Genomic DNA, 26259 nt, shown 5'->3' on the forward strand with positions numbered 1-26259 from the left:
GCACTACAATAAATCATAATGATTTTTATAAAAATGAGGTGTACGGTTGTCCAATGATATGATTCGAGTTGTGGATTTGGATAAGGAAAATCGGAAAAGTAAGAAATGGTTTATTGTTGTAATCCTTTTATTAATGATTGCTAGTGGATCGATGCTGTATTTGTGGTGGGATCAGGATGTGAATTTTGAAGCCTATAAAACGGATGTAGGAAAAACAGCTAGCAATAGCTTAGGGCGGTTAACATTAAATGAAGTGATTATAGATGACAATCAAATTTTATTGAATGCAACTTTCGAGCCTGGAAAAGAGTTTAAGCCAGGCCATCAAGTATTTTTCTTTCCGCAAATTCTCGTTAATGGTCAAGATTATATGGTTCGTAATGGAGGACAGTCCATAGCGAAGTCTGCCAACGTTTATACGATATACAATAGCATTAAAATGGATGATTTTCCGTCAGATGAACAATTAGAATTAGATATTCGTTATAAAGATTGGAATGTGGAAACACCAATTGATAAGCCATGGGAATTTCAGGTAGATGCTTCACAAGAGCAATTACAACAAGACCGTGAAACCTTTTCCGTTAATAAAAAAGTGAAGCATGTTGATCAGCAAGAAATAACCATTGACAAAATTGTCTCCACCCCTATTTCGACAACGATTTATTTTCATGCTGAACAAAGTGTGGTCAATGATGCGTTGCACTTCAAAATCCAATCAAAATCAGGACAATCATGGAGCTTTGCAACACCCTATCCATTAAATAAAGAGGGTACAAGGTGGGGGAGCCGTGTAGATGCACTATACCTAACAGAAAGAAATTATACATTAATTCCAATCAATAGTGAGGGCAGTAAAGTAGATTCTGCAATTAAAATAAAGAAAGATTAATAGTGAAGGAAATTTTACAAACTCTTAATCTAAAAAAAATAGCTTTCCGTGTAAGATGAAATAAAAGATATGGAAAGTAGTTGAGAGTTTGAAAAGGCTTTGGGAGATTTTTTTTGTTGCTTTAAAATTGGGCTGTACCTCGTTCGGAGGCCCAACAGCTCATCTAGGTTATTTTCAACAGGAATATGTACAGAAGCGTAAATGGCTTTCTGCACATGATTATGGTCAACTTGTTATGTTAAGTCAATTTTTGCCTGGACCTGCATCCAGTCAGGTAGGGATGGGGATTGGTTTACTTAGAGGTGGAGTTTTAGGAAGCTTTCTATCATTTCTTGGTTTTACATTACCATCTGTGCTGATACTTATTCTTTTTGCCTATTTCTCCATGTTTACAGAGCTGAAGATGGATTGGATTCATGGTTTGAAGTTAGTAGCAGTAGCGATTATCGCCCATGCTATTTGGGACATGAGCAAAAAATTACTGTCAACAAAATGGCATTGGTTGATTGCTTTCTTGGCATTGATAACAGTATTGATGTGGATACATCCACTTGCACAAATTGCAGCAATATTAATAGCTGCTTGCTTTGGCTTTCAACTACTAAAAAAAACCGACGAGGGTAATACCTCAAAATTAGTATATATACCGATTTCAAAAACTACTGGCATTGTTTTACTAGCGCTCTTTTTCATGCTACTCCTAGGTTTACCTATATTAAGCGCTTTATGGCATCATGAGTGGTTTTCATTGATGGAGAAATTTTATCTTGCAGGTGCCTTAGTATTCGGTGGTGGTCACGTTGTCTTACCTTTACTGGAAACACAATTTGTTCAAAGTGGTCAAATAAGTACCTCAGATTTTCTAGCTGGCTATGGTATGACACAGGCGGTTCCGGGTCCTTTATTTACATTTGCTGCATATATCGGTATGGTCATTGCTGGCGTTCCAGGGGCTATTATTGCTACTTTCGCAATCTTTCTACCAGCATTTTTGCTAGTAGTTGGGGCGCTACCATTTTGGATTAGCCTAAGTCGTATTGCCCGTCTGAGAGGTGCGATGGCAGGCGCAAATGCGGCGGTCATTGGTATTCTAGCCGCTGCTTTTATTCATCCAATTGTGACACAAACCATCCTCAGCGCGTTAGATATTTTCATAGTGGCTATCTTTTTATGGTGTTTAATTCGATGGAAAATACAGCCTTATTTATTGGTGCTGTTAGGAATTGCTGTGGGCGTCATTTTTTATACATGAAAAAAATCTGCACTTTCGATTGTTAGATGCTTACTAATAATCGGAGGTGCAGTTTGTTTTGTAATTACAGAATCAATATTAATGAAAAGCACCAATGGGTTTCATAGCGTTCCTTCTAAGGATTCGTTATAATGTAGAAATGGAAAAGACTTAACGCGAAAGAAGGGATTGCTATGGCACGAGGTGTTTACATTCATATTCCTTTCTGTCATCAAATCTGTAATTACTGTGATTTCAATAAATTTTATTTTAAAAATCAACCAGTGGATGAATATATAGAAGCGCTTGGAAAAGAAATGGCCCTGACAACAGAAAAACATCCTGAAAAATTCCGTAACATCGAGACGATTTTTCTTGGTGGCGGAACACCGACAGCTTTATCACCTGAGCAATTGGACAAACTACTAACGTATATTCATACGTATATTCCAATGAAGAGTGTGACAGAATTTACATCAGAGGCAAATCCTGATGAATTGTCTGCTGCGAAATTGCAGGTATTGTTTGACGGTGGTGTTAATCGTTTAAGCATGGGGGTTCAATCTTTTGACCAAGGATTGCTACAGAAGATTGGGCGCACGCATAGTAATGATCATGTCTATGAAACAATCGCCTTGGCTAGAAAAATTGGCTTCTATAATATCAGCATTGATTTAATGTATGGTTTGCCTGGGCAAACGATGGCTCAATGGAAGGATTCATTAGCCAAAGCTTTTACTCTTGATTTGCCACATTTCTCTGCTTATTCTCTTATTGTGGAACCGAAAACGATTTTTTATAATCAGTACGCAAAAGGGAAACTGTATTTACCGACAGAAGATCTAGAAGCGGATATGTATGATGTGCTGATGCAACAAATGGCTTTACAGGGGCTTCAACAATACGAAATTAGTAATTTTGCAAAGCCTGGGTATCATTCAGAGCATAATAAGATTTATTGGGATAATGATGAGTATGCGGGGTTTGGCGCAGGGGCTCATGGGTATTTAGCAGGTATACGCTACTCCAATCATGGTCCATTAAAAAAGTATATGGAAGCTGTTGAGGCAAATGAGCTACCAATTGTCCACGCACATGAAGTAACCCAGGTGGAAAAAAGAGAAGAACAAATGTTTTTAGGGTTAAGAAAAACAGAGGGCGTTATGCACTCTATATATGAAGAGAAATTTAAAACATCTATGTCTGCCCATTATGATGTGGTAATAAAAGATCTTGTGTCAAAGGGGCTTTTAGAACTGGATGAGCTTGGTGTACGCCTGACAAGAAAAGGACGTTTTGTGGGCAATGAAGTATTTCAACAATTTTTGCTAGAAGATTGAGCGATATCGTTGACATAAAATGTGGGATTTGATAACTTAATAATAGTATTAGCACTCCTCTTAGTTGAGTGCTAACAGAGGTGATAATCATGCTAACAAATCGGCAGTTACAGATATTGCAAGTCATTGTAGACGACTTTATTGTGTCTGCTCAGCCGGTAGGTTCTCGCCAAATCTCCAAAAAACAAGGGATTACATTTAGTCCAGCCACTATTCGAAACGAAATGGCGGATTTAGAGGAATTAGGCTTTTTAGAAAAAACGCATACCTCCTCTGGTCGAGTGCCTTCGGAAAAGGGTTACAGATTTTATGTAGATCATTTGTTGAGTCCTCAGGGTATTAATTCCAAGGACATTCAACAAATTCAATCAATTTTTAATGATCGACTAGTAGAAGTAGAGCATATTATCCGAAAGTCAGCCAACATTTTATCAGAGCTGACATCGTATACTTCCATACTTTTAGGACCTGATGTCCAAAGGCATCGTGTTAAACGATTTTCAATTGTCCCCCTTTCTAGCGACACAGCAGTAGCGATTATCGTGACGAATAATGGGCATGTAGAAAATCGCATGTTCAATCTACCACCTGACTTTACCGCTTCTGATTTAGAGAAAATGGTGAATATCTTAAATGAGCGTCTTATTGGTGTTTCATTAGAAGATCTCCATAAAAGCCTTGAAGCTGAAGTGCTAGCCGTGTTACAGCAACATGTTCGATCAGCGGATGATTTTATTCATGCACTTGTCACAGCAACAATGCATAATTCAGAAAGTAAAATATTCTATGGTGGGAAAACGAATATGTTCAACCAACCAGAATTCCATGACTTAAATAAAGTCAGGATGATTTTGGACTTAATGGAGACGACTAGCCAAGTGCAGTCACTTTTCCATCCAAACGAATCAGGTATTCATATTCGGATAGGCTCAGAAAATAAACAGCTAGAAATGGAAAATTGCAGTGTCATTACCACTACCTATTCCATTGGTGATGATCAACAGGGAGCCATTGCTATTATTGGTCCTACACGCATGGATTATAAACGTGTTGTGGCTTTATTAGACATAATGCGCTTGGATTTAACACAAGCCTTTATGAAGAATCGTAGTGAATGATAATGAGGAGGATTCAAGTGACGGAAACAACGGAAAACAAAGATTTAGTTCAAGAAGATGTACAAGCTGAAACGGCAACTGAGGAAGTAGAGCAAACAGAGGTTCAGGAAGAAGTAGAGTTAACAATTGAAGAACAGTATGAGGCTAAGCTGGCTGAACTACAGGCAAAGCTAGCTGACGAAGAAAATCGTCACCTACGTTTACGTGCCGACTTCGATAATATGCGTCGTCGTAATCAGTTAGACCGTGAGGCAGCTGAAAAGTACCGCGCACAAAGCTTACTATCTGATCTATTACCAGTCCTTGATAATTTTGAGCGTGCTTTACAAGTAGAGACAACTTCTGAAGAGACTGCATCGATCATTAAAGGAATTGAAATGGTGTATCGTTCTTTAATTGAAGCAACAGAAAAAGAAGGTCTGCAAGTGATTAAAGCTGAAGGTGAGCAATTTGATCCAACGATTCACCAAGCTGTTATGCAAGAACAAGATAGTGAAAAAGAAACGGGTATTGTCTTACGCGAGCTACAAAAAGGGTATATCTTAAAGGATCGTGTATTACGCCCAACAATGGTATCTGTGAACGAATAGTCTTTGCGCTATTTAGTCAATTAAAATTAGTTAGAAAACGCATCCCTTGCGTTGACATAATAGGAGGAAATTTTAATGAGCAAAATTATTGGTATTGACTTAGGAACAACAAACTCTTGCGTTTCTGTACTTGAAGGTGGAGAACCAAAAGTAATTCCAAACCCAGAAGGAAACCGTACAACACCATCTGTTGTTGCCTTTAAAAATGGTGAACGTCAAGTTGGTGAAGTGGCGAAACGTCAATCAGTAACAAATCCTAACACAATCATTTCTATTAAATCAAAAATGGGTACGGCTGAAAAAGTAACAATAGAAGATAAAGACTACACACCACAAGAAGTATCTGCGATGATTCTTCAATACTTAAAAGGCTATGCTGAAGACTACCTAGGAGAAAAAGTGACAAAAGCAGTTATTACAGTTCCTGCTTACTTTAACGATGCACAGCGTCAAGCAACAAAAGATGCTGGTAAAATCGCAGGTCTAGAAGTAGAGCGTATCATCAACGAACCAACTGCTGCAGCTCTTGCTTATGGATTAGATAAACAAGATCAAGATCAAAAAGTATTAGTATTTGACCTTGGAGGCGGTACGTTTGACGTGTCGATCCTTGAGTTAGGTGACGGTGTCTTTGAAGTACTAGCTACAGCTGGTGATAACAAACTAGGTGGAGATGATTTCGATGACGCAGTTATCGAATATCTTGTAGCTGAATTCAAAAAAGAAAATGGCATTGACTTATCAAAAGATAAAATGGCAATGCAACGTTTAAAAGATGCAGCTGAAAAAGCGAAAAAAGATTTATCTGGTGTAACATCAACTCAAATCTCTTTACCATTTATTACAGCTGGCGAAGCAGGACCATTGCACTTAGAAATTTCTTTAACTCGTGCGAAATTTGACGAAATTACTTTACCATTAGTAAATCGTACAGTAGGTCCAGTACGTCAAGCATTATCTGATGCAGGTCTTTCTACTTCTGAAATTGACCAAGTTATTTTAGTTGGTGGTTCAACACGTATTCCAGCGGTACAAGAAGCGGTACGTAAAGAAACGGGGAAAGAGCCTCACCGTGGTGTAAACCCTGACGAAGTTGTTGCAATGGGTGCAGCAGTACAAGGTGGCGTATTAACAGGTGATGTGAAAGATGTTGTATTACTTGACGTAACACCTCTTTCACTTGGTATTGAAACAATGGGTGGCGTGTTCACAAAATTAATCGACCGTAACACGACTATTCCTACTTCAAAATCTCAAGTTTTCTCTACAGCAGCTGATAACCAACCAGCAGTAGATATTCATGTTCTACAAGGTGAGCGTTCAATGGCAGCTGACAATAAAACATTAGGTCGCTTCCAATTAGCGGATATTCCACCAGCACCACGTGGTGTACCTCAAATCGAAGTAACATTCGATATTGATAAAAACGGTATCGTATCTGTAAAAGCAAAAGATCTTGGTACGAACAAAGAGCAAACAATTGTAATTCAATCTGATTCTGGTTTATCAGAGGAAGAAATTGAACGCATGGTAAAAGACGCTGAAGCTAATGCTGAAGCAGATGCTAAACGTAAAGAAGAAGCAGATCTTCGTAACGAAGCAGACCAATTAGTATTCCAAGTGGATAAAACAATTGCTGACCTAGGTGAGCAAATTACAGAAGATGAGAAAAAGTCTGTTGAAGATGCTCGTGATGAATTGAAAAAAGCGCTTGAAGCTGGTGAATTAGAAGGTATTAAAGCAGCTAAAGAAAAATTAGAAGGCGTATTACAGCCACTAGTGATGAAAGTTTATGAACAAGCGGCAGCAGCTGCTCAAGCAGCTCAAGGTGGCGATGCAGGTGCAGACACTGGCGCTGGTAAAAAAGATGACGGTGTTGTAGACGCTGAATTCGAAGAAGTAAAAGATGATAAATAAGAAGTAGCACAGTTAAGTGATAAAGCCAAAGACCGCTTGCGGCTTTGGCTTTTGTCATGATGTGAGGTCACTTCACGTAAATGGCACCATTTATGGGTTAGTTGCATACGTTAGCTGCTAGGAAGTGAGTATCTTCAATCTTATGGAACTTATAGAACCTTTAATCTAAAAAAAGAGGCAGTTTTTTCAACTGCATGTTACAATAGATTTTATGCAAACAGAGCGGAGTGTGAATCATGGAGAAACGCGATTATTACGAGGTGCTTGGTTTAACAAAATCGGCTACAAAAGACGAGATTAAAAAAGCATACCGTAAATTATCAAAACAATATCACCCTGATCTTAATAAAGAGCCGGGTGCAGATGAAAAATTCAAAGAAATCGCTGAAGCATATGAAGTATTAAGTGACGACCAGAAAAAAGCACGCTACGACCAATTTGGTCATGAGGATCCGAATGCTGGTTTTGGTGGTGGCTTTGGAGGAGGCGGCTTTGGCGGCTTCGAGGATATTTTCAGTTCATTCTTTGGCGGTGGTGGTCGCCGTCAAGACCCAAATGCTCCACGTAAAGGGGATGATCTGCAATATCGTATGAACATCCAATTTGAGGAAGCTATTTTTGGGAAAGAAACAGAAATAGAAATCCCAAAAGATGAAACGTGTGAAACATGTCACGGTTCAGGAGCAAAGCCAGGCACGCAACCTGAAACATGTTCAACATGTAAAGGTGCTGGACAAATCAATCAAGCAGTGGATACACCATTTGGTCGTATGATGAATCGTCGTACATGCTCAACATGTCATGGAACAGGTAAAATCATTAAAGAAAAATGTACGACTTGTCGTGGAGAAGGAAAAGTCCAAAAACGTAAGAAAATTAAAGTGACGATTCCAGCAGGTGTGGATGATGGACAACAAATTCGTGTATCTGGTCAAGGTGAGCCAGGTATAAACGGTGGGCATGCAGGGGATTTATATATTATGTTCCGCGTTCAAGGTCACAAGGATTTCGAACGAGATGGAGACGATATTTACTTCGAGCTGAAATTAACATTCCCTCAAGCTGCACTTGGGGATGAAATTGAAGTACCGACAGTTCATGGGAAAGTAAAATTACGTATTCCAGCTGGAACACAGTCTGGTGCTCAATTCCGTCTAAAAGATAAAGGTGTGAAAAATGTTCATGGTTATGGTATGGGTAATCAGTATGTGACAGTAAAAGTTATGACACCAGAAAAATTAACGGAAAGACAAAAACAATTACTACGAGAATTTGCCGAAATTAGTGGCGATATCCCTGAAGAACAAGGTAGTTCACTATTCGATAAAATTAAGAAAAAATTCCAAGGTGAATAATTAGAGGAGCTGAAGAGCTACGTGAAGTGGTCAGAATTATCCATTCATACAAAAAATGATGCGGTAGAAGCAATTTCGAATATTTTGCATGAAGCAGGTGCAAGTGGTGTTGTCATCGAAGATTCTGCAGAGTTTGCGAAGCCACGTGAAGATCAATATGGTGAAATTTATGCGCTAAATGAAGATGATTTTCCGAAAGATGGCGTGATTATTAAAGCTTATTTATCGGAGTCTAGTTTTTTAAATGAAACAGTCGAAGAAATTAAAGCAGCTATCACAAATTTAACGAACTTTAACATTGATATCGGCGAAAATGTGGTATCCATTGTGGAAGTCAATGAAGAAGATTGGGCAACTGCCTGGAAGCAATACTACCATCCTGTTAAGATTTCTGAACGCTTTACTATCGTACCGACATGGGAGGAATACACACCTGTTTCAACAGATGAGCTAATTATCGAATTAGACCCTGGTATGGCATTTGGTACAGGTACCCACCCGACGACGGTGATGTGTTTACAAGGACTTGAAAAGGTCATTAAAGAAGGGGATACAGTTGTTGATATTGGTACAGGATCAGGTGTATTGTCTATTGGTGCAGCATTACTAGGTGCCAAAAGTGTGCATGCGCTCGATTTAGATGAAGTGGCTGTACGTTCAGCGCGAGAAAATGTGGCATTAAATAAAGTGGAAGATAAGGTGGCAGTATTCCATGGTAATTTATTGGATACTGTAAAAGAGCCAGCAGATGTGGTAGTCGCTAATATTTTGGCTGAAATCATCATGTCCTTCACAGATGACGCGTATACAATTGTAAAACCAGGTGGATTATATGTCACTTCGGGCATCATCGGTGCAAAACGTGATGATGTTAAAGTAGCACTAGAAGCTTCAGGTTTTGTGATCGAAGAAGTATTATTAATGGAAGATTGGGTAGCCATTATTGCCCGTCGTCCACTATAACATGACTGAGGAAGCGCCAAATCGTGAGCCGTGTGCTTGTGATTTGGCGTTTTCCTTTCTTGCTAGAAAGGACTGTGTGGCATGCAACGTTATTTTATTGAGACAGCTATAGAAAATGCACGTATTAATGGAGAAGATGCACGGCATATTGAACGAGTGATGCGTATGAAGCAAGGCGACAAAATTGTAGTTGTTGCACAAAACACTGCGCATATATGTACAATTGAAGGGTTTGAAGGGGATGAGGTCGTCATTGAAGCGACAGGTCAAACAATCCCCTCTCCAGAGTTACCCATTCAAGTAACAGTAGCCTGTGGTTTACCGAAGGGTGATAAGCTGGAGCTTATTACCCAAAAAGCCACAGAGCTGGGGATGTTTGCTTTATTACCCTTTGAAGCTGAACGCTCCATTGTAAAATGGGACAAGAAAAAAGGGGCAAAAAAGCAAGAAAGATTACAGAAAATTGCTAAGGAAGCTGCGGAACAAGCTCACCGCACACATATTCCAACAGTTTTTGAACCCATCTCATTTAAACAGCTAGTACAACAAATAGATCATTTCGATGCCGTTTTTATTGCTGATGAAGAGGATGCAAAAGCTGAAAAGCGCACAAGGTTTGCGGAGAAGCTAAAAAACGTGTATGATAAGAAGTCGAAATCAATACTAATTATCTTTGGTCCTGAGGGGGGCATTTCTCGTCAAGAGTCAGAAGCGCTATTACAAGCAGGCGCTCAAACGATGTCATTAGGACCGAGAATTTTACGAGCAGAAACAGCGCCATTATACGCACTGTCTGCCATATCGTATGAATTTGAATAACAGCTATGTATAATTTACTATCAACATAACCTAGAAAAAACCACTTAATATTTGAACTGCCCCGTAAAAGCTAGACATCAATCTAACTTTTACGGGGGTTTTTTTACTTAAATCATATTTGAAGGGGGTCTGCGTTAAATCCCTGCTTAAATGGAGTTTTACCCCGTCGTGTAAGGTAACGGGGAAAATCACAACCTCAAACATTCCAAATAAAATAATTAAAAGAACAAGTTCAATGTCCATACATAGATTTAATTGCGACATACTCTAGCGATAGGAGAGCTCACTAATACTATAAATTGAAATGAGGGAATTTTTTGAGTGAACAATTTATTAATCAGATTCAACCTTGTCCAGTAACATCAACTGAACAAATCCCCTTAACGAATGAGATTACACCATTAGTTACTACACCGCTTACGACGCCAACTATTAAAATTCCAGTTGTACTGGCAGAACCAACACTGCAAATCGTTGTCGAGTCGGATATTACACTTAATCCTGCAGCGACAGAGATTAAACGAGTGAAAAAGAATGTCTTCCTAAATCAAGTGAAATTGGTACCGGTTAGCTTTGCTCGTATTGCTGGCACTGATTTCTTTAGAGTAACACGAGCTAAATTATTTGTAGCAGGACATATTCGGAAAAATATCGAATATGCTTCATCAGCATGTAATGGGGCACTTCAGGATAGAATTGCTGATGTTCCGTTTTCTGGTTTTACAGATCTTATTTTTCCACAAACAGCAGGAGGCGCTACACCAATCTTAGGCATTTCTGAGTTTGCTGAAGCGAACTTCCTTAACGAAAGAACACAAATGGATGCTCGATTAGATAAGGCTTTCTTCCAAAATCTCGTTAAATACAATGAACAACCATTTGGTGAATTAGTAGCAGCCAACTTCTTTGAACTTGATTTTTCACCGATTATGGCAGCTCCTGAAGAAGCATTCAGCACATTACGTGAAAAAATTGTATTAGAACTTACTGTAAAAGTATTGCAAGTTCAACAAATCCGTTTGGGCGCTGGAAGTAGTGTAGTAACACCTGTTCTTCAAGGGCTTACTCCACCAGCAACACCAATTGTTCCTGGTATTATTCCACCTACTGAGCCTTGTTAATTTTTTATATGTAGTGGAGCAAAGATGGTAACAATAATACTGATATAAAATCAAATATGTTGTTGGGCAGTTGAAAGTTCACTTTTACACGAACTTTTAACTGCTTTTTTTGGCAAGATAAGGACATGCACCTTCCAATTGTATCTAATGGTGGGGACTGTGACAAAAGTAAAAATATTGCATAATATGGATTGTAATTAGTATTGTAAATTTTCAATTATATAATTTTAAAGGTCATAACATAATCGTATCAGAAGAATTAGCTAATAGATTAAAACTTAAATAAAAATTGATTGTTATGCCTTTTTGTCAAATTATTATTTGGGAGTGAACGAATGGCAACTCCATGGATTAATTTTAGAGAAATGAAGAAAATATCCTCTAAACAAAATAAATACACTGAGTGGAGGTATCAAACTAAAATAGATGACGAATCTCCATTAGAACAGACTTTTAATGGAAATAATAATCTGCTTGGTGAAATAGAATATAAACCATTTACAGAGGAATCTACTTTAACTGACCATATAATCTCTACTGAAGAGCTACCCGAACCTATGGAGCCGACTATTGAGGAAGAAAACGAACATCACCCAAATTTTGAGAACTTCAGGGAGGATGCTAGCTTAGCAGAGCTATTAGCATCTAATGAAGAGCTACCTATACCTAAAGAAACAAATGTTGAGCAAGAAAACGAACATCCTCTAGATATCGATGAGAGTAGGGGAGAGGAACTGACTTTATCGGAGCAATCAATCACCCATGAAGAACTACCCATAATTACAGAAAATAATATTGAGCAAGAAAACGAACATCACTTAGATATCGATGAGAGTCACACAAAAGAGACATTAATAGAGCAATTAGCCTCCATACCTATAGAAGCGAATGTTAAGGAGAACAAAGAACATTTCCGAAATACGGATGAGAACCATGTAGAGGAATTAACTTTAGACCAGATAGCATGCAATCAAATCGTACCTAGTCCAACAAAGGTAGAAATTGACCATCTACTAGATAGTGATGAGAACTCTCTTGAAGAACAAAATTCAACAGCTCAATCAGAAGATAATCCAAAATTTCTCAATAAAGCTCTGTCTGAGGCTGGAAATAATATGCATTTGGATGATATAGCAGAAAAGGAGAAAAATAATCCTTCAAATCGTAATAAAGGGATTGCAAAGTCTTTAATAGGTGAAGTATGCACCATTATCCAAAAAAGTCCCTTTTCTACTTATGTAGAAATTAACGATTTTCTTCATGCTCCTATTTATGGTGAAAATGTTCAAAATACAATATTTGAATTTCTTGATTTAAATGATAACCTATCTCCCCAACTTCAGACGAAGCTACTCCAAACCATTTCGGTTTTCCCTGAACAACCAGATTGTCGTTTGGTTAGCTCCAACATTAATCAAATGATTTCTTTAATGAGAACGGATACTAATAAAAAAAATGGTAGTGAGCAGCATCCGTTTAAATCTGTAGTAGTTCCCTTACATAACTCACAAGCAATTAAAAAAGGAGAAATTAACTCCTCTGAGCCTTTTATACATATACGAGTTCCTGTTGTCCTAGGGGAATACAAAATAGAAATATGTATGGAGGGAAAAATTGCTTTTGATAAAGGAATTGAAGAGGTTAAAGAGATCACAAATGAGGTAGTACTATCCGATTGTAGATTTGTACCTTTTCGTAGATCCCAGCCATTGGGAAATGGAACAAGAACGGTATCAAAGGGGAATTTATTTATAGAGGGCTACATACAGCACAATATTGAGTATAGGGTATCTAATACGCAAAATAAGGCAGCCATTCATCCAAATCGATTGTGTCAAAATATAGTATTAGAATTAATTATCCAAATGTTACAAGTACAAAAAATTAAAGTACTGTTTGACTGGCAAGGTAATGGAGGATTATAGAAATTTATCCCTTAATTCAAATAAGAATATAAAACTAATATATACGTCCATGTATAGATTTAAATGCTACATATTCTAGCGATAGGAGAGCTCTCTAATACTAAAAAAATGAAATGAGGGAAATTTTTTGAGCGATCAATTAGAAAGTCAATTTCAACCTTGTCCTGTAACATCAACTGAACAAATTCCATTAACGAATGAGATTACACCAGTAGTCACTACACCGGTTACAACGCCAACTATCAAAGTTCCAGTTGTATTGGCAGAACCAACACTGCAAATCGTTGTTGAGTCGGATATTACACTTAGCCCTGCTGCTACAGAAATCAAACGAGTGAAAAAGAATGTCTTCCTAAATCAAGTGAAACTTGTACCAGTCAGCTTTGCACGTATTGCTGGCACTGATTTCTTTAGAGTAACACGAGCTAAATTATTTGTAGCAGGACATATTCGGAAAAATATTGAATATGCTTCATCAGCATGTAATGGGGCACTTCGAGATAGAATTGCTGACGTTCCGTTTTCTGGTTTTACAGATCTTATTTTCCCACAAACACCTGGAGGCGCAACACCAATCTTAGGCATTTCCGAGTTTGCTGAAGCGAACTTCCTTAACGAAAGAACACAAATGGATGCTCGATTAGATAAGGCTTTCTTCCAAAATCTTGTTAAATACAATGAACAACCATTTGGTGAATTAGTAGCTGCCAACTTCTTTGAACTTGATTTTTCACCGATTATGGCAGCTCCAGAAGGGACATTCAGCACATTACGTGAAAAAATTGTCTTAGAACTTACTGTAAAAGTATTGCAAGTTCAACAAATCCGCCTTGGTGCTGGCAGTAGCGTAATAACGCCTGTTCTTTTAGGACTTACACCTCCTACTAGTCCTTGATAAGTGCTAGTTTAGAGTACAGGAGAATATTATAATATACTAACAAAGCTAGTAGTACAGAAGGATATTTTGTTTGTACTACTAATTTTCTTATAGGAGCTGTAAATCTTTAAAACATCTATCAATATTATGAAAAATCAAATACAAGTGAATGATTAGCTTCATACAAGGAAAAAGGGTTGCCTATATAAAATGGGCAGCCCTTTTTTTACTATTTATTTCACTGTTTCTAAAACGCGTACAAATTGTCCTTTTGAGTGAGGGTAGCCTGCTTGTGTAATTTTTACTTTTACAAGTTGTCCGATTAGACTTTCTGGACCCTCAAAAACTACTTTTAAGTAGTTGTCTGTATAGCCTGTTAGAAGGCCTTCTTCTTCACTGCCATCATGCACAAATTCTTCAGGAATAACTTCTAGCACTTGATCTTCAAAACGAGAAGCATACTCTTTTGCTAGTTGATCATTTAAAGAGATAAGTCGGTGGACACGTTCATTTTTAATGTCTTCATCAATTTGATCTTCCATACGTGCAGCTGGAGTTCCTGTCCGAGGAGAGAATGGGAAAACGTGTAGCTCAGAGAATTTATGATCACGGATAAAGTTATATGTGTCCATAAACTCTTCTTCTGTCTCGCCGGGGAACCCAACGATTACATCAGAAGTAACAGCTAAATCAGGTAAAGCCTCATGTAATTTTGTTAAACGTTCACCGAAGAATTCCATTGTATATTTACGACGCATACGTTTTAATACCGTATCAGAACCAGATTGAATCGGAATATGTAAATGATTCACGACAATCTTTGATTCACGTAGTACTTCAATTACTTCATCCGTTAATTGACTAGCCTCAATGGATGAAATACGAAGACGCTTTAAGCCTTTCACATTGGCCTCTAAATCACGTAGTAATTGAGCAAGATTATAATCTTTTAAATCTTGTCCATAGCCACCTGTATGGATACCAGTTAAGACAATTTCAAGATAACCAGCGTCGACTAATTGCTGTGCTTGATGTAATACTTCTTGTGGGTCACGAGAACGCATTAAGCCGCGTGCCCATGGAATAATACAAAATGTACAGAAATTGTTACAGCCTTCTTGGATTTTTAATGAAGCACGTGTACGGTCTGTAAAGGCAGGTACATCCAATTCTTCGTATACTCGGTTTTTCATAATATTACGTACAGCATTAATCGGTTGACGTTCCGCACGATATTGTTCAATATAACCAAGTAATTTCGTACGATCTTGTGTTCCGACAACGATATCGACACCAGGAATAGCCATAATTTCTGCAGGGGAGGTTTGTGCATAGCATCCTGTTACACAAATAACTGCATCCGGATTTTGACGAATTGCTCGACGAATGACCTGACGAGATTTTTTATCTCCAGTATTCGTAACTGTACATGTATTAATGACGTAAACGTCTGCTTGTTGATCAAATTCTGTACGATCATAGCCCTCTTCTTTAAACAGCTGCCAAATTGCTTCTGTTTCGTAATGATTTACTTTACAACCTAGAGTATGAAAACTCACGATTTTTGATCGCTCGTTACTCATGATATATATCATCCTTTCAATTCACATTACCTTGTGTTTGCAACATTTAAATAGTTTTTTTGTGTACATATTTTAGATACGTGATTTATGATAACATAAACCTTATGAAATCAGTACTTATAAGATTTTTTTGTGAAATAATTAAGTGATTTGTCTTCTGATGACTTCTATGTTCTTAAAAGTTTACATTTCAGCTTTTATTATATAGAAAGAAATTAGACGTCAACGTGAAAAAATGGTATGATTCGAAGAGGTACGTACATCTTGTTTAATGAAGGAGCGGTCCACAATGGAAAAGAATTTTGCACGTATGATTGATCATACATTATTAAAGGCTGAGGCAACGAAAGAACAAATTGAAAAATTATGTGCAGAAGCTAAACAATTTAACTTTGCTTCTGTTTGTGTAAATCCTACTTGGGTAAAGCGTAGTAGTGAATTATTACAGGGTACAGACGTTTTAGTTTGTACGGTAATTGGGTTCCCACTTGGTGCCAATACGCCAGCAGTCAAAGCATTTGAAGCAAAAGATGCTATTGCTAACGGTGCAAAAGAAGTAGATATGGTTATTAATATCGGTGCGTTAAAAGATAAAAACTATGAACTTGTACAAGCAGATATCGCCGCAGTAGTAGAAGCAGCTAAAGATAGCGCACTTGTAAAAGTCATTATTGAATCATGCTTACTAACAGTCGAAGAAAAAGTGAAAGCATGTGAGTTAGCTGTAGCAGCGGGTGCAGACTATGTGAAAACATCTACAGGTTTTTCTACTGGTGGAGCAACAGCAGAGGATATCGCGCTTATGCGTAAAACTGTAGGTCCAGAACTTGGTGTAAAAGCATCAGGTGGTGTTCGTAGCTTAGAGGACATGAAAAAAATGGTAGAAGCTGGTGCGACTCGTATTGGGGCTAGCTCTGGTGTAGCTATTATGAATGGTTTAATTGCCGACTCCAACTATTAATATTATCCTTTTATAGAGCCATAAGCTCATGTGTACATTGACATGAGCTTATGGCTTCTTTGTGTTTAATCAGCATAATAATTTTCTGTGCACATATACTCCACTGATGAATGTAAATACAGAAAGGAGGATGTCATGTTTACACAGTATAAGTCTTGGAGGCCCTATATTAGCCCCTTTGATCCATGTAAGCCTATAGAAGTTAAGTATTATGCAACACCCCCACAATTATATATGGGTTTTCAACCACCTGGACTACCACAATTTCCAACCGCAAGAGAAGCGCTGAAGGCAGGAACGCTATGGCCACAGTTGTTTAGCCCATACCCATTTCCCCTAAAAGGAGGGAGGAAGCATGACTAAAAAGATGCCGCCCGAATTTTATAAGCAATTAGAAGAAATTCAAGCAATTGATTTCGTTATTGTTGAATTAAACCTCTATTTAGACACTCATCCACACGATTATGACGCCATTCAGCAATTTAATGAAAATACAGAGAAAAGTATGAAACTTAAAATTGATTTTGAGCAAAAATATGGACCACTCATGAATTTTGGGAGAAGCTATTCGAATTATCCTTTTAACTGGATTGATACACCATGGCCATGGCAAGTCTAAACAAAAGACTAGGAGGAATAATCTTTGTGGTATTATGAAAAGAAACTCCAGTATCCGGTAAAAGTTAGTACATGTAACCCAATGCTTGCAAAGTTTTTAATTGAGCAATATGGAGGGGCAGATGGGGAACTGGCAGCAGCTCTACGCTACATGAATCAACGCTATACGATTCCTGACAAAGTAGTAGGGTTATTGACCGATATAGCAACTGAGGAATTTTCACATTTAGAAATGATTGCCACGATGATTTATAAGCTAACAAAAGATGCAACACCAGAAATGCTGAAAGAAGCTGGCTTGGGTGATCATTATGTAAATCACGATCGTGCTCTATTTTATCAAAACTCCTCAGGGGTACCATTCACAGCAACCTATATTCAAGCTAAGGGTGACCCTATCGCGGACCTGTATGAGGATATAGCGGCTGAAGAAAAGGCACGTGCCACATATCAATGGATTATTGACTTATCAGATGACACGGATTTAAATGATAGCTTGAAGTTTTTACGTGAGCGAGAAATTGTTCATTCCCAGCGTTTTAGAGAGGCTGTTGAAATTTTAAAAGATGATAGAGATCAAAAGAAAGTTTTCTAAGACGAAAAAGGCTGTATCAAGTAGAACTTGAAACAGCTTTTTTGTGATTACTGAATATTTGAGAATAATGTAAGATCTTTTCGATGCCCAATCATTACTAATAAATCTTCCTTTTCAATAATCTGCTCAGGAGAAGGGGAAATAATAATTTCCCCTTCGCGCACAATTGCAATTACACTGACGTTATATTTTGCGCGCAAGTCTAAATCGCGAAGGTTTTGTCCAGCCATTTTAGAAGGAATCATAATTTCTTCAATACTGTATTCCTTTGATAATTCGATATAATTCAACATGTTTGGGGATAGGAGTTGATTAGCCACACGTTCACCCATATCTCTTTCAGGATAAATAATCCAATCAGCTCCAACTTTATCTAACACTTGCCCATGTCTTTTACCTAGTGCCTTTGCGATCACTTTTTTGATCCCTAGCTCTTTTAATAAAGAGACGGTTAAAATACTAGACTGCATATCATTACCGATCGCCACGATGACACAATCGAAGTTACCAATACCAATTGATTTTAAAGCTTTTTCTTCTGTTGTATCAGCAACGACAGCGTGAGTCACATACGGTTCTGCATCCTCTACTCTTTCTTCATTTATATCAATTCCCAATATTTCCTGTCCAGCTTCATGCAATCTGCGTGCGACGCTTGTTCCGAACCTACCTAAGCCAATAACAGCGTATTGTTTAATGGTCATAGCGTTTTAAACCCCTCTCATTTGGTTAGCCAATCATAATATTTCCTTTTGGGTGACGGAAACTCTCTTTTTTTCTTCGTTTTGCAATGGCAAAAGCAATGGTTAGTGGTCCAACTCTTCCTACGAACATTGTAATAATCAGAAGAAGACGACCAGCAGGTGTTAGCTCTGGGGTTAGGCCCATCGAAAGACCAACAGTACCAAATGCAGAGGTAGCTTCAAATAAATACATCATAAAGCTATGATGTTGTTCCGTGATACTAAGAATAATCGTCACGACTACTACAATTAATCCACCGCACATTGTAACCGTCAATGCCTTTAAAATAGTTTCAGTGACAATTCTACGTTTGAAGAGAACCACATCTTCTTTACCTCTAATTTGTGACCACATAGTAGCTACTAAAACAGCAAAGGTTGTGATTTTAATCCCTCCAGCAGTCGATCCAGAGCCTGCCCCAATAAACATCAAAAGTATCATTAAAAATAATGTAGAATGCGTTAAGTCCCCAATAGCCAGTGTATTGGAGCCAGCAGTTCGTGGTGTAACCGCTTGGTAAAGGGAGCCTAACACTTTACCCCATTCTGATAATGGTCCAAGTGTCTTTTCGTTGCCATACTCAAACAGAAATATCAAAATGGTTCCACTAACGGTTAGCAAAAGTGTCGTTACTAAGACAATTTTTGAATGGACAGAAAGCCTTTTAGTCACACGATATTCATACAATTCATTCATAACAATAAAGCCTAATCCACCGATAGTAATAAGAGCACAGATGGTGAAAACAACAAAGGGGTCATCAACATAGGCAGTCATTCCGTTAAAACCACCCATTAAATCGAAGCCCGCGTTGTTGAAGTTGGATATGGCATGAAAAAATCCAAAATAAAGGGCCTTTCCAATAGGCATATCAAAAGAAAAACGAATCGATAGAATAAGACCACCGATTATTTCAATACATGCTGTAAAGAGTAATATTCTTTTCACTAATCGAACTAGACCAGCAATAGAGATATTATTAAAGGCCTCTTTAAGCAGCAGTCTTTCTTTTAATGAAATTTTCTTTCCGAGCAGTAAAAATAATAATGTGGCAAATGTCATGAATCCTAAACCACCAATTTGGATCAAGAATAAAAGGACCACCTCGCCAAAAATAGAGAAGGTATCACCTGTATCAACTACGATTAAACCCGTGACACAAGTAGCTGAAGTAGCAGTGAATAAGGCATCTAAAAAGGTCAAACCCTTCCCATCCTCAGTAGAAAATGGCATTGTTAAAAGAAACGTCCCTATGGCAATGATTAGGGCAAAGCCCAAAACGAGAACTTTGGGAGGGTTTAATGCTCTTTTAAAATTGTTCATTTAATTTACCTCAATTCTGTAAGTAAACAACTGGTTGTTAAATGGCATAATAAAAAGACCTACGATAAAAGCATGAAAAAGGCAGAAAGCATGCTAATAATGGTGGTCAATAACGACCTCCTTCGCTTTAGCCGACGAAGTTAGCTGACGGGTAGGATGGCGAAAGAGCTTTCTCATCCCTTCTGCTACTGCAGAATTAACCCCAAAAGATTGGTTCCTCCGTTCTCAAATAGTTGAGATTTGGCCGATTTGAAATTGAATGTGATTATTCTACGCCCTTATTCTATTTTTTGTAAACCCTTTAATTGTTAGGAAAATGTAATTATTTTTATTGTGGGTGAATTGGGTATGAATAATTCACACAAAAATAAAACCAAAAATTCACTTGATAATTTCGCATACTTTCTATTGACCATTATTAGACAATACGATATAATTTTTTAGTACACAACAGAAGGTTATTTGCCTAATTGTGTATTGACGTGTGTTCGGAGGGAGGGAAAGAGAGATGTCAAAAACTGTCGTTCGCAAAAACGAATCGCTTGAAGATGCTCTTCGCCGCTTCAAACGTACTGTATCAAAAAGTGGTACAATTCAAGAAGTTAGAAAGCGCGAGTTCTACGAAAAACCTAGCGTAAAACGTAAAAAGAAATCAGAAGCTGCACGTAAACGTAAGTGGTAATTTAATTTCCCATTAAAAATCCCTACGTTCATAACACGCAATTGTATGATTCACTGAGCAGACAAAGTTATACCTGAGATTAATCACATTTTTGATTAATTTCAGGTATTTTACATTGCTCAACTTTACGTACATATGAAAAAGCCGAATGAAATCAATTTGATTCATTCGGCTTTTTTGCACATACTAAGTGTTGGTAATTGGCATTAGATCGAATGATAAATAAGTTAATAAATTTTTAAGATTTGCGAAACTTTTCGCATGATTGACCGTATATACAGAGGAGAGGCATGTTAGAAGGGAGGGAAAAAGATGCGAAAACGGAGAATCCTCAGCTATTTACTAGTGATATGGATGACTTTTTTGTTAGCGTTTCCATTAACTTCGGCTTTTGCCAGTAATAAGGTCTATCATGTTCCGATTCATAATGAAGTAGAGCGAGGACTTCATGCATTTTTAGAACGAGCTTTTAAAGAGGCTGAAGAAAACAATGCAGAGGCGATTATCTTAGAAATACATACGCCTGGCGGTTTTGTGAATGCAGCAAGCGATATCGCTATGCTTATGGATGCAACGCAAATAAAAACGATTGCTTATATTAATAAGGATGCGCACTCAGCAGGAGCTTTTTTAGCCTTACATGCGGATAAGATCTACATGGTTCCGAATGGAACAATTGGTGCAGCGGCAGTTATCGATTCAGCAGGTAATGCAGCCGACCTTAAGGCCAATAGCGCTTGGCTTGCTCAAATGAAAGCAGCAGCAGAAACGTCAGGGCGCGACCCTAAGTATGCATTAGCAATGGCAGATACCAACTATGAACTACCAGAATACCGTGCTGGTGGAAAGAATCTGTTAACCCTATCCGCCTCAGAGGCATTAAAGGTTAAATATTCTGAAGGGACGGTTAAGGATTTTCAGGAGCTTCTAGAAGTAACCAACTTGAATGGTAGTGATGTTGTTTCAATTGAACCGACCTTTTCTGAAAAATTAGCTCGTTTTATTACAAATCCCATCATTGTACCTATACTGTTGTCAATCGCTAGCTTAGGACTTGTGATGGAGCTTTATTCGCCAGGATTTGGTGTTCCAGGTATAATGGGCTTATCAGCACTTGGTTTATTTTTCTTTGGACACATGGTGGCCGGCTTTGCGGGATATGAAACGTTATTGTTATTTATTATTGGCTTAGCCCTTTTAATTGCAGAGTTTTTTGTCCCTGGTGGAATTGTTGGTATTTTAGGTGGTGTCTTAATAGTACTAAGTCTGATACTGGCAGGTGCAAATATGATGCAAATGATAGTAGCAATTCTCATTGCGCTTGTGATAGCGATGATAGGAATGGTGATTCTGATGAAATTTTTCGGAAAAAAACTGCATGTCTTAAACAGGCTTGTGTTAATGGATGCAACGACGACAGAAGAAGGGTATGTATCCAATGTGAATCGCACAGAACTGTTAGGAAAAATTGGGAAAACGCTTACGCCACTTCGTCCATCTGGAACTATGGTACTTGGTAGTGAACGCATTGATATTGTATCAGAAGGTGGCTATATCGATGCCAATCAACATGTAGAAATTATTAAAGTTGAAGGCTCACGCATTGTTGTGAGACAAACAGATAAAGAGATGGAGGAATAGAAAATGGGTTTTGATTTAGCTTTGATTGGTCCTATTGCCGGACTAGTTATTTTATTCATTGTGCTTGCGGTATTCTTTACCTTTGTACCCGTAGCACTGTGGATTTCTGCATTAGCAGCAGGTGTACGTGTTAGTATTTTCACATTAATTGGGATGCGCTTACGTCGTGTTATTCCGTCTCGAATTGTTAATCCTTTGATTAAAGCACATAAAGCAGGTTTACCTGTAACGATTAACCAGTTAGAGAGTCACTATTTAGCAGGTGGTAATGTTGACCGTGTAGTGAATGCCTTAATTGCGGCTCACCGTGCCAATATTGAGCTGTCATTTGAACGTTGTGCAGCAATTGATTTAGCTGGGCGTGATGTATTAGAAGCTGTTCAAATGTCTGTTAATCCAAAAGTTATTGAAACACCTTTCATTTCAGGTGTAGCAATGAACGGGATCGAGGTTAAAGCAAAGGCTCGTATCACTGTGCGTGCCAACATTGAGCGTCTAGTCGGTGGTGCTGGTGAAGAAACAGTTATTGCCCGTGTAGGGGAAGGGATCGTTTCTACAATAGGTTCGGCTACTAGTCATACGGAAGTATTAGAAAATCCAGATATGATTTCACAAACGGTTTTATCTAAAGGTTTGGATTCAGGAACAGCCTTTGAAATCTTATCCATTGATATTGCGGATGTAGATATCGGTAAAAACATCGGGGCCGAATTACAAATTGAACAAGCACAAGCGGATAAAAACATTGCGCAAGCAAAAGCTGAGGAACGTCGTGCAATGGCTGTAGCAAACGAGCAAGAAATGATTGCACGTGTTCAAGAGATGAAGGCAAAAGTAGTAGAAGCAGAGGCAGAAGTACCGCAAGCGATGGCTGAAGCCTTACGTTCTGGTAATCTTGGTATTATGGATTATATGAACTATCGCAATATCCAAGCGGATACAGCAATGCGTGACTCTATTTCAAAAGTAAGCAATGATAAGCCTGAAAAAAATGAACCCAATGCTTAATAACGGAAAGGAGCGGAACTAACATATGGAACAGTTAATAATCTTCGCCATAATTGCCATAGTCAGCTCTATTTTCGGAAAATCAAAAAATAAAAAGCCTCAGAAGCAGATGATGCCTCCTTTTAATAAAGACACCGCGGTGGAGCCTCCAGTTACGGAGAAAGAGCCACATCGTAGTGGGAAAGCACAGAGTTTTGAAGACTTTGCACGAGAATTTATCGGAGATTGGATTCCAGAAAATGAGAAAGTTGAGGAGCCTAAAAAATTTGTTGAAGAACAAGTGAAAAAGGAAATACCAAGCTATGTTGCCCCAGCTGTCATTCCAACTGATATTCCTAGCCGTTCTTCTAATCGAGAAAGTCGGGGACGATTAGCTGCTGGAAAAAAGGAAGTGCAATCTGTTGGCGCTCATTCGACTTTACAACTACCTCAATCTAAAAATGATCTTGTGCAAGCAATTGTGATGGCCGAAATATTAGGACCACCAAAATCAAAAAGAAAATAACTAGCATGTCCTCCTTTTTCGATGCATATATTGCCGAAGAAGGAGGCATTTTTTATGAAAAAATTATTTCAATTAACGCCACTACTTGAGTTGTTAGAATACGAATCATTAAAAATTATTGGACCTTACCGTTTTATTCATGCAGATGCGACGACCTGTTCGTTTGTCTATGCAGATTATCATATTACTGTCAATGCGGATTCAGTGACAATCAATGCGCTTAAAGAAGAAATGCTACATCTATCTGTTAACAATCTTCAGGAACTTCATATGAAAATGACAAAGAATATGGGTGTGAGCTAAAATGTGGAATAATCGGCCAATTATTATACGTATAAAGCGCCATGAAAATGTTCATCCTTTTATTCAAGCATTGCACGCTCAACATGTCCCGTTAAAGCGTGTTGTCTTTCGTGATCAGGAAGTTTCCTTTGAAACGACAATGCATTACCTACCAAAAATACGCCGTGTACGAAGACGTTTTCGCTTAAAAATGGCTGTTTTTTATGCAGATGAGCTTCAAGTTTTTCGTGCACAAATTTGGACTCTATTGGGCTTAGCCTTCATGATTGCTATTCCAATCCTTTGTGCACAAGTCATATGGCGAGTGGACATTGAAGCCGCGACACCAGAACTGGAGGAGCGTTTAGGTAAGACCTTTCATGAAACCTTTCAACTAGAAACCCCTTTATCTCAAAAAAAGTTACCTTCTAATACGGTTATACGACAAAAGCTGTTAGAGCAACACCGAGAACTATCATGGGTTCATATTGATAAACACGGCGGACGAGTAATTTTGAGACCACAAGAATCACCGAAACAAACAGAGCAAACAACTGACAAATTAGCCTCCCATATTGTAGCAACGAAAAGTGGTGTCATTACCCACTTCAATATACAGCATGGTGAGCGAAAGATTTCAGTGAATGATACAGCCTATGAGGGTGACGTCCTCGTAAGTGGTGTATTAGAAAGTGGCACAGATCAAGTTTTTGTTGGGGCGAAAGGTGAGGTTTATGCAGATTATTGGCTTGAATGTTCATTTAAAATTCCAACAAAAATTACCGTGGAAACCTTGCAGCAAAAGCAATGGCGGGTGTTGATAAAGGGTATACATGAGGAAAAGGTGGATTATGTTCAAAAAAAGGATTTACCGAATTGGCTAGCCCCCTATGTTTCGATTGTGGAGGAGCAACAGACGAAAACCATGCAAGTGGAGTTGGATGAATCGAAAATTGAGACATTGCTTATTCCTTTATTGCATGAAAAAGTATTACGCTCGTTACCTGCAAAAACAATCATCAAGAAAGAAAACCTTTTACAGGCAAAGTGGGGGAATGGTACAGTTGAAGGGAAAGTTCTATTTTTAGTCAATGAAAACATTGCAAGTCCAATACAAGGCCTACAAGGAGAATGATTATGTCAGAACAGTTAACTGTATTACAGGTGGATAATCCAAACGAAGCGGTTATGCTACTCGGTATTTCCGATGCAAATATGAAATTAGTTGAAGAAGCACTTAATGTTCAAATCATTACGCGTGGTGAACAAATTCAACTTGCGGGTGAAGAAAATGCTAAGGAACAGGCAACCTTTCTTCTGCATGCTTTATTGAAGGTCATTCGCAAAGGAATTAATATTGATCAACGTGATGTCACTACAGCTATTGAAATGACACAAAAAGGAACTATCGAATATTTTGCAGAACTATATGATGAAGAAATAGCACGCACGACGAAAGGAAAGTCAATTCGTGCAAAAACAATTGGTCAACGAGAATACATACAAGCAATCCGTCATAAAGACGTTGTTTTCGGTATTGGTCCAGCCGGTACGGGGAAAACGTATTTAGCGGTAGTTATGGCAACACAGGCACTTAAAAATGGCCATGTTAAGCGAATTATTTTAACTCGCCCTGCTGTTGAAGCTGGAGAGTCTCTAGGCTTCCTTCCAGGGGATTTAAAGGAAAAGGTCGATCCATATCTACGTCCACTCTATGACGCTTTAAACGACATCTACGGCTCTGAACAAACACAGCGGCTAATTGAACGTGGAACGATTGAAATCGCCCCTTTAGCCTATATGCGTGGCCGTACATTAGATGATGCCTTTGTTATTTTAGATGAAGCACAAAATACAACTCATCAACAAATGAAAATGTTCCTAACACGTCTGGGCTTCGGCTCTAAAATGGTCATCACTGGTGATAAAACGCAAATCGACTTACCTAAAAATACAGAATCTGGCTTGATTGTAGCAGAGCGTACATTAAAGTATGTTAAATCCATCCATTTCCAAGTATTAGAACAAGGCGATGTCGTACGTCATCCAATCGTAGCCAAAATCATCCAAGCCTACGAAGAACAGCAACTTTAGAATTGCGTAGCCATTCTAAAGTCTGCCCCGAAAGCGAAGCGACAGGGGCAACAAGGTTTTAAAGTCTTGCCCGAA

The 26259-nt window shown here is 38.3% G+C and carries 26 protein-coding genes and 1 riboswitch; of the genes, 23 read left to right on the forward strand and 3 right to left on the reverse strand.

The features are described 5' to 3' along the window. Window positions 1-46: 46 nt before the first annotated feature. The 12 genes from CD31_RS05900 (at window position 47) to CD31_RS05955 (ending at window position 14166) form a co-directional block, all read left to right on the forward strand. Window positions 47-892 (forward strand): DUF4179 domain-containing protein, encoded by an 846-nt coding sequence (locus CD31_RS05900; RefSeq protein WP_036076286.1) that lies wholly within the window; start codon window positions 47-49, stop codon window positions 890-892. Between the two features lie 88 nt (window positions 893-980). Beyond that, window positions 981-2144, forward strand: a complete 1164-nt coding sequence (gene chrA, locus CD31_RS05905) for a chromate efflux transporter (RefSeq protein ID WP_081977458.1) — start codon at window positions 981-983, stop codon at window positions 2142-2144. Window positions 2145-2317: 173 nt separating this feature from the next. Then, entirely contained in the window at window positions 2318-3463 is a 1146-nt protein-coding gene (gene hemW / locus CD31_RS05910; protein ID WP_016992467.1) for a radical SAM family heme chaperone HemW, read from the forward strand. Between the two features lie 89 nt (window positions 3464-3552). After that, window positions 3553-4581, forward strand: a complete 1029-nt coding sequence (gene hrcA, locus CD31_RS05915) for a heat-inducible transcriptional repressor HrcA (RefSeq protein WP_016992466.1) — start codon at window positions 3553-3555, stop codon at window positions 4579-4581. Window positions 4582-4598: 17 nt separating this feature from the next. Beyond that, window positions 4599-5171, forward strand: a complete 573-nt coding sequence (gene grpE, locus CD31_RS05920) for a nucleotide exchange factor GrpE (RefSeq protein WP_016992465.1) — start codon at window positions 4599-4601, stop codon at window positions 5169-5171. A 75-nt stretch (window positions 5172-5246) separates the two neighbouring features. After that, window positions 5247-7088: a molecular chaperone DnaK gene (gene dnaK / locus CD31_RS05925; protein WP_036076287.1), complete on the forward strand. Its 1842-nt coding sequence runs from the start codon at window positions 5247-5249 to the stop codon at window positions 7086-7088. Window positions 7089-7324: 236 nt separating this feature from the next. Beyond that, entirely contained in the window at window positions 7325-8443 is a 1119-nt protein-coding gene (dnaJ, locus tag CD31_RS05930; protein ID WP_036076288.1) for a molecular chaperone DnaJ, read from the forward strand. Window positions 8444-8464: 21 nt separating this feature from the next. Then, window positions 8465-9406 (forward strand): 50S ribosomal protein L11 methyltransferase, encoded by a 942-nt coding sequence (gene prmA / locus CD31_RS05935; protein WP_016995415.1) that lies wholly within the window; start codon window positions 8465-8467, stop codon window positions 9404-9406. Window positions 9407-9487: 81 nt separating this feature from the next. Next, window positions 9488-10225 carry a 16S rRNA (uracil(1498)-N(3))-methyltransferase gene (locus tag CD31_RS05940; RefSeq protein ID WP_036076289.1) on the forward strand — a complete coding sequence of 246 codons (738 nt, stop codon included), beginning with the start codon at window positions 9488-9490 and terminating at the stop codon, window positions 10223-10225. 317 nt (window positions 10226-10542) lie between these two features. Further along, window positions 10543-11346: a CsxC family protein gene (locus tag CD31_RS05945; RefSeq protein WP_036076290.1), complete on the forward strand. Its 804-nt coding sequence runs from the start codon at window positions 10543-10545 to the stop codon at window positions 11344-11346. A 335-nt stretch (window positions 11347-11681) separates the two neighbouring features. After that, window positions 11682-13271 carry a BC_2427 family protein gene (locus tag CD31_RS05950; protein ID WP_036076291.1) on the forward strand — a complete coding sequence of 530 codons (1590 nt, stop codon included), beginning with the start codon at window positions 11682-11684 and terminating at the stop codon, window positions 13269-13271. A gap of 127 nt (window positions 13272-13398) precedes the next feature. Continuing rightward, on the forward strand, window positions 13399-14166 hold the full coding sequence (locus tag CD31_RS05955; protein ID WP_016994111.1) for a CsxC family protein: 768 nt from the start codon (window positions 13399-13401) through the stop codon (window positions 14164-14166). Window positions 14167-14381: 215 nt separating this feature from the next. On the opposite strand, the gene mtaB is transcribed toward CD31_RS05955, so the two are convergent. Continuing rightward, a complete protein-coding gene (gene mtaB, locus CD31_RS05960; protein ID WP_016994110.1) occupies window positions 14382-15731 on the reverse strand; it encodes a tRNA (N(6)-L-threonylcarbamoyladenosine(37)-C(2))-methylthiotransferase MtaB in 1350 nt (449 codons plus the stop codon). A 289-nt stretch (window positions 15732-16020) separates the two neighbouring features. Here mtaB and deoC point away from each other — a divergent pair, with 289 nt between their 5' ends. From deoC to CD31_RS05980, 4 genes are all read left to right on the forward strand, one after another. Next, window positions 16021-16692, forward strand: a complete 672-nt coding sequence (gene deoC / locus CD31_RS05965) for a deoxyribose-phosphate aldolase (RefSeq protein WP_036076292.1) — start codon at window positions 16021-16023, stop codon at window positions 16690-16692. A gap of 135 nt (window positions 16693-16827) precedes the next feature. Beyond that, window positions 16828-17055: a spore coat associated protein CotJA gene (locus tag CD31_RS05970; protein WP_016994108.1), complete on the forward strand. Its 228-nt coding sequence runs from the start codon at window positions 16828-16830 to the stop codon at window positions 17053-17055. Next, window positions 17048-17311 carry a spore coat protein CotJB gene (locus CD31_RS05975; RefSeq protein WP_016994107.1) on the forward strand — a complete coding sequence of 88 codons (264 nt, stop codon included), beginning with the start codon at window positions 17048-17050 and terminating at the stop codon, window positions 17309-17311. Before CD31_RS05970 ends, CD31_RS05975 begins: the two co-directional genes overlap by 8 nt. A 24-nt stretch (window positions 17312-17335) precedes the next feature. Beyond that, entirely contained in the window at window positions 17336-17905 is a 570-nt protein-coding gene (locus CD31_RS05980; protein WP_036076293.1) for a manganese catalase family protein, read from the forward strand. Between the two features lie 47 nt (window positions 17906-17952). Here the strand turns inward: CD31_RS05980 and CD31_RS05985 are convergent, their stop codons facing one another. Together CD31_RS05985 and CD31_RS05990 are read right to left on the reverse strand one after the other, a co-directional pair. Then, window positions 17953-18609 (reverse strand): potassium channel family protein, encoded by a 657-nt coding sequence (locus CD31_RS05985; protein WP_016994106.1) that lies wholly within the window; start codon window positions 18607-18609, stop codon window positions 17953-17955. 25 nt (window positions 18610-18634) lie between these two features. Further along, a complete protein-coding gene (locus CD31_RS05990) occupies window positions 18635-19972 on the reverse strand; it encodes a TrkH family potassium uptake protein (protein WP_016994105.1) in 1338 nt (445 codons plus the stop codon). A 114-nt stretch (window positions 19973-20086) separates the two neighbouring features. Then, window positions 20087-20228, reverse strand: a riboswitch (cyclic di-AMP (ydaO/yuaA leader). A gap of 252 nt (window positions 20229-20480) precedes the next feature. Between CD31_RS05990 and rpsU the strand changes: the two genes are divergently transcribed. From rpsU to CD31_RS06025, 7 genes are all read left to right on the forward strand, one after another. Further along, a complete protein-coding gene (gene rpsU / locus CD31_RS05995; protein ID WP_004227078.1) occupies window positions 20481-20654 on the forward strand; it encodes a 30S ribosomal protein S21 in 174 nt (57 codons plus the stop codon). A 312-nt stretch (window positions 20655-20966) separates the two neighbouring features. Beyond that, entirely contained in the window at window positions 20967-22295 is a 1329-nt protein-coding gene (locus CD31_RS06000; protein WP_016994104.1) for an NfeD family protein, read from the forward strand. A 3-nt stretch (window positions 22296-22298) separates the two neighbouring features. After that, window positions 22299-23303, forward strand: coding sequence for a flotillin-like protein FloA (gene floA, locus CD31_RS06005; RefSeq protein ID WP_016994103.1), 1005 nt, complete (start codon window positions 22299-22301; stop codon window positions 23301-23303). 25 nt (window positions 23304-23328) lie between these two features. Continuing rightward, window positions 23329-23808 (forward strand): hypothetical protein, encoded by a 480-nt coding sequence (locus CD31_RS06010; protein ID WP_036076294.1) that lies wholly within the window; start codon window positions 23329-23331, stop codon window positions 23806-23808. A gap of 54 nt (window positions 23809-23862) precedes the next feature. Then, entirely contained in the window at window positions 23863-24111 is a 249-nt protein-coding gene (locus CD31_RS06015) for a hypothetical protein (RefSeq protein ID WP_016994100.1), read from the forward strand. Between the two features lies 1 nt (window position 24112). Further along, a complete protein-coding gene (locus CD31_RS06020; protein ID WP_036076295.1) occupies window positions 24113-25225 on the forward strand; it encodes a sporulation protein YqfD in 1113 nt (370 codons plus the stop codon). Window positions 25226-25227: 2 nt separating this feature from the next. Further along, window positions 25228-26184, forward strand: coding sequence for a PhoH family protein (locus tag CD31_RS06025; protein WP_036076296.1), 957 nt, complete (start codon window positions 25228-25230; stop codon window positions 26182-26184). Window positions 26185-26259: the final 75 nt, after the last annotated feature.

Origin of the sequence: Lysinibacillus boronitolerans JCM 21713 = 10a = NBRC 103108 (assembly GCF_000772935.1) — a bacterium.
Lineage (GTDB): Bacteria > Bacillota > Bacilli > Bacillales_A > Planococcaceae > Lysinibacillus > Lysinibacillus boronitolerans.

What these genes read in the sequence shown, in the direction of transcription:
- hemW (WP_016992467.1), top strand. Translation starts at nt 2,318, where the DNA reads ATGGCACGAGGTGTTTACATTCATATTCCTTTCTGTCATCAAATCTGT.
- hrcA (WP_016992466.1), top strand. Translation starts at nt 3,553, where the DNA reads ATGCTAACAAATCGGCAGTTACAGATATTGCAAGTCATTGTAGACGAC.
- dnaK (WP_036076287.1), top strand. Translation starts at nt 5,247, where the DNA reads ATGAGCAAAATTATTGGTATTGACTTAGGAACAACAAACTCTTGCGTT.
- dnaJ (WP_036076288.1), top strand. Translation starts at nt 7,325, where the DNA reads ATGGAGAAACGCGATTATTACGAGGTGCTTGGTTTAACAAAATCGGCT.
- CD31_RS05940 (WP_036076289.1), top strand. Translation starts at nt 9,488, where the DNA reads ATGCAACGTTATTTTATTGAGACAGCTATAGAAAATGCACGTATTAAT.
- CD31_RS05950 (WP_036076291.1), top strand. Translation starts at nt 11,682, where the DNA reads ATGGCAACTCCATGGATTAATTTTAGAGAAATGAAGAAAATATCCTCT.
- mtaB (WP_016994110.1), bottom strand. Translation starts at nt 15,731, where the DNA reads ATGAGTAACGAGCGATCAAAAATCGTGAGTTTTCATACTCTAGGTTGT.
- deoC (WP_036076292.1), top strand. Translation starts at nt 16,021, where the DNA reads ATGGAAAAGAATTTTGCACGTATGATTGATCATACATTATTAAAGGCT.
- CD31_RS05970 (WP_016994108.1), top strand. Translation starts at nt 16,828, where the DNA reads ATGTTTACACAGTATAAGTCTTGGAGGCCCTATATTAGCCCCTTTGAT.
- CD31_RS05975 (WP_016994107.1), top strand. Translation starts at nt 17,048, where the DNA reads ATGACTAAAAAGATGCCGCCCGAATTTTATAAGCAATTAGAAGAAATT.
- CD31_RS05985 (WP_016994106.1), bottom strand. Translation starts at nt 18,609, where the DNA reads ATGACCATTAAACAATACGCTGTTATTGGCTTAGGTAGGTTCGGAACA.
- CD31_RS05990 (WP_016994105.1), bottom strand. Translation starts at nt 19,972, where the DNA reads ATGAACAATTTTAAAAGAGCATTAAACCCTCCCAAAGTTCTCGTTTTG.
- rpsU (WP_004227078.1), top strand. Translation starts at nt 20,481, where the DNA reads ATGTCAAAAACTGTCGTTCGCAAAAACGAATCGCTTGAAGATGCTCTT.
- CD31_RS06000 (WP_016994104.1), top strand. Translation starts at nt 20,967, where the DNA reads ATGCGAAAACGGAGAATCCTCAGCTATTTACTAGTGATATGGATGACT.
- floA (WP_016994103.1), top strand. Translation starts at nt 22,299, where the DNA reads ATGGGTTTTGATTTAGCTTTGATTGGTCCTATTGCCGGACTAGTTATT.
- CD31_RS06010 (WP_036076294.1), top strand. Translation starts at nt 23,329, where the DNA reads ATGGAACAGTTAATAATCTTCGCCATAATTGCCATAGTCAGCTCTATT.
- CD31_RS06015 (WP_016994100.1), top strand. Translation starts at nt 23,863, where the DNA reads ATGAAAAAATTATTTCAATTAACGCCACTACTTGAGTTGTTAGAATAC.
- CD31_RS06020 (WP_036076295.1), top strand. Translation starts at nt 24,113, where the DNA reads ATGTGGAATAATCGGCCAATTATTATACGTATAAAGCGCCATGAAAAT.
- CD31_RS06025 (WP_036076296.1), top strand. Translation starts at nt 25,228, where the DNA reads ATGTCAGAACAGTTAACTGTATTACAGGTGGATAATCCAAACGAAGCG.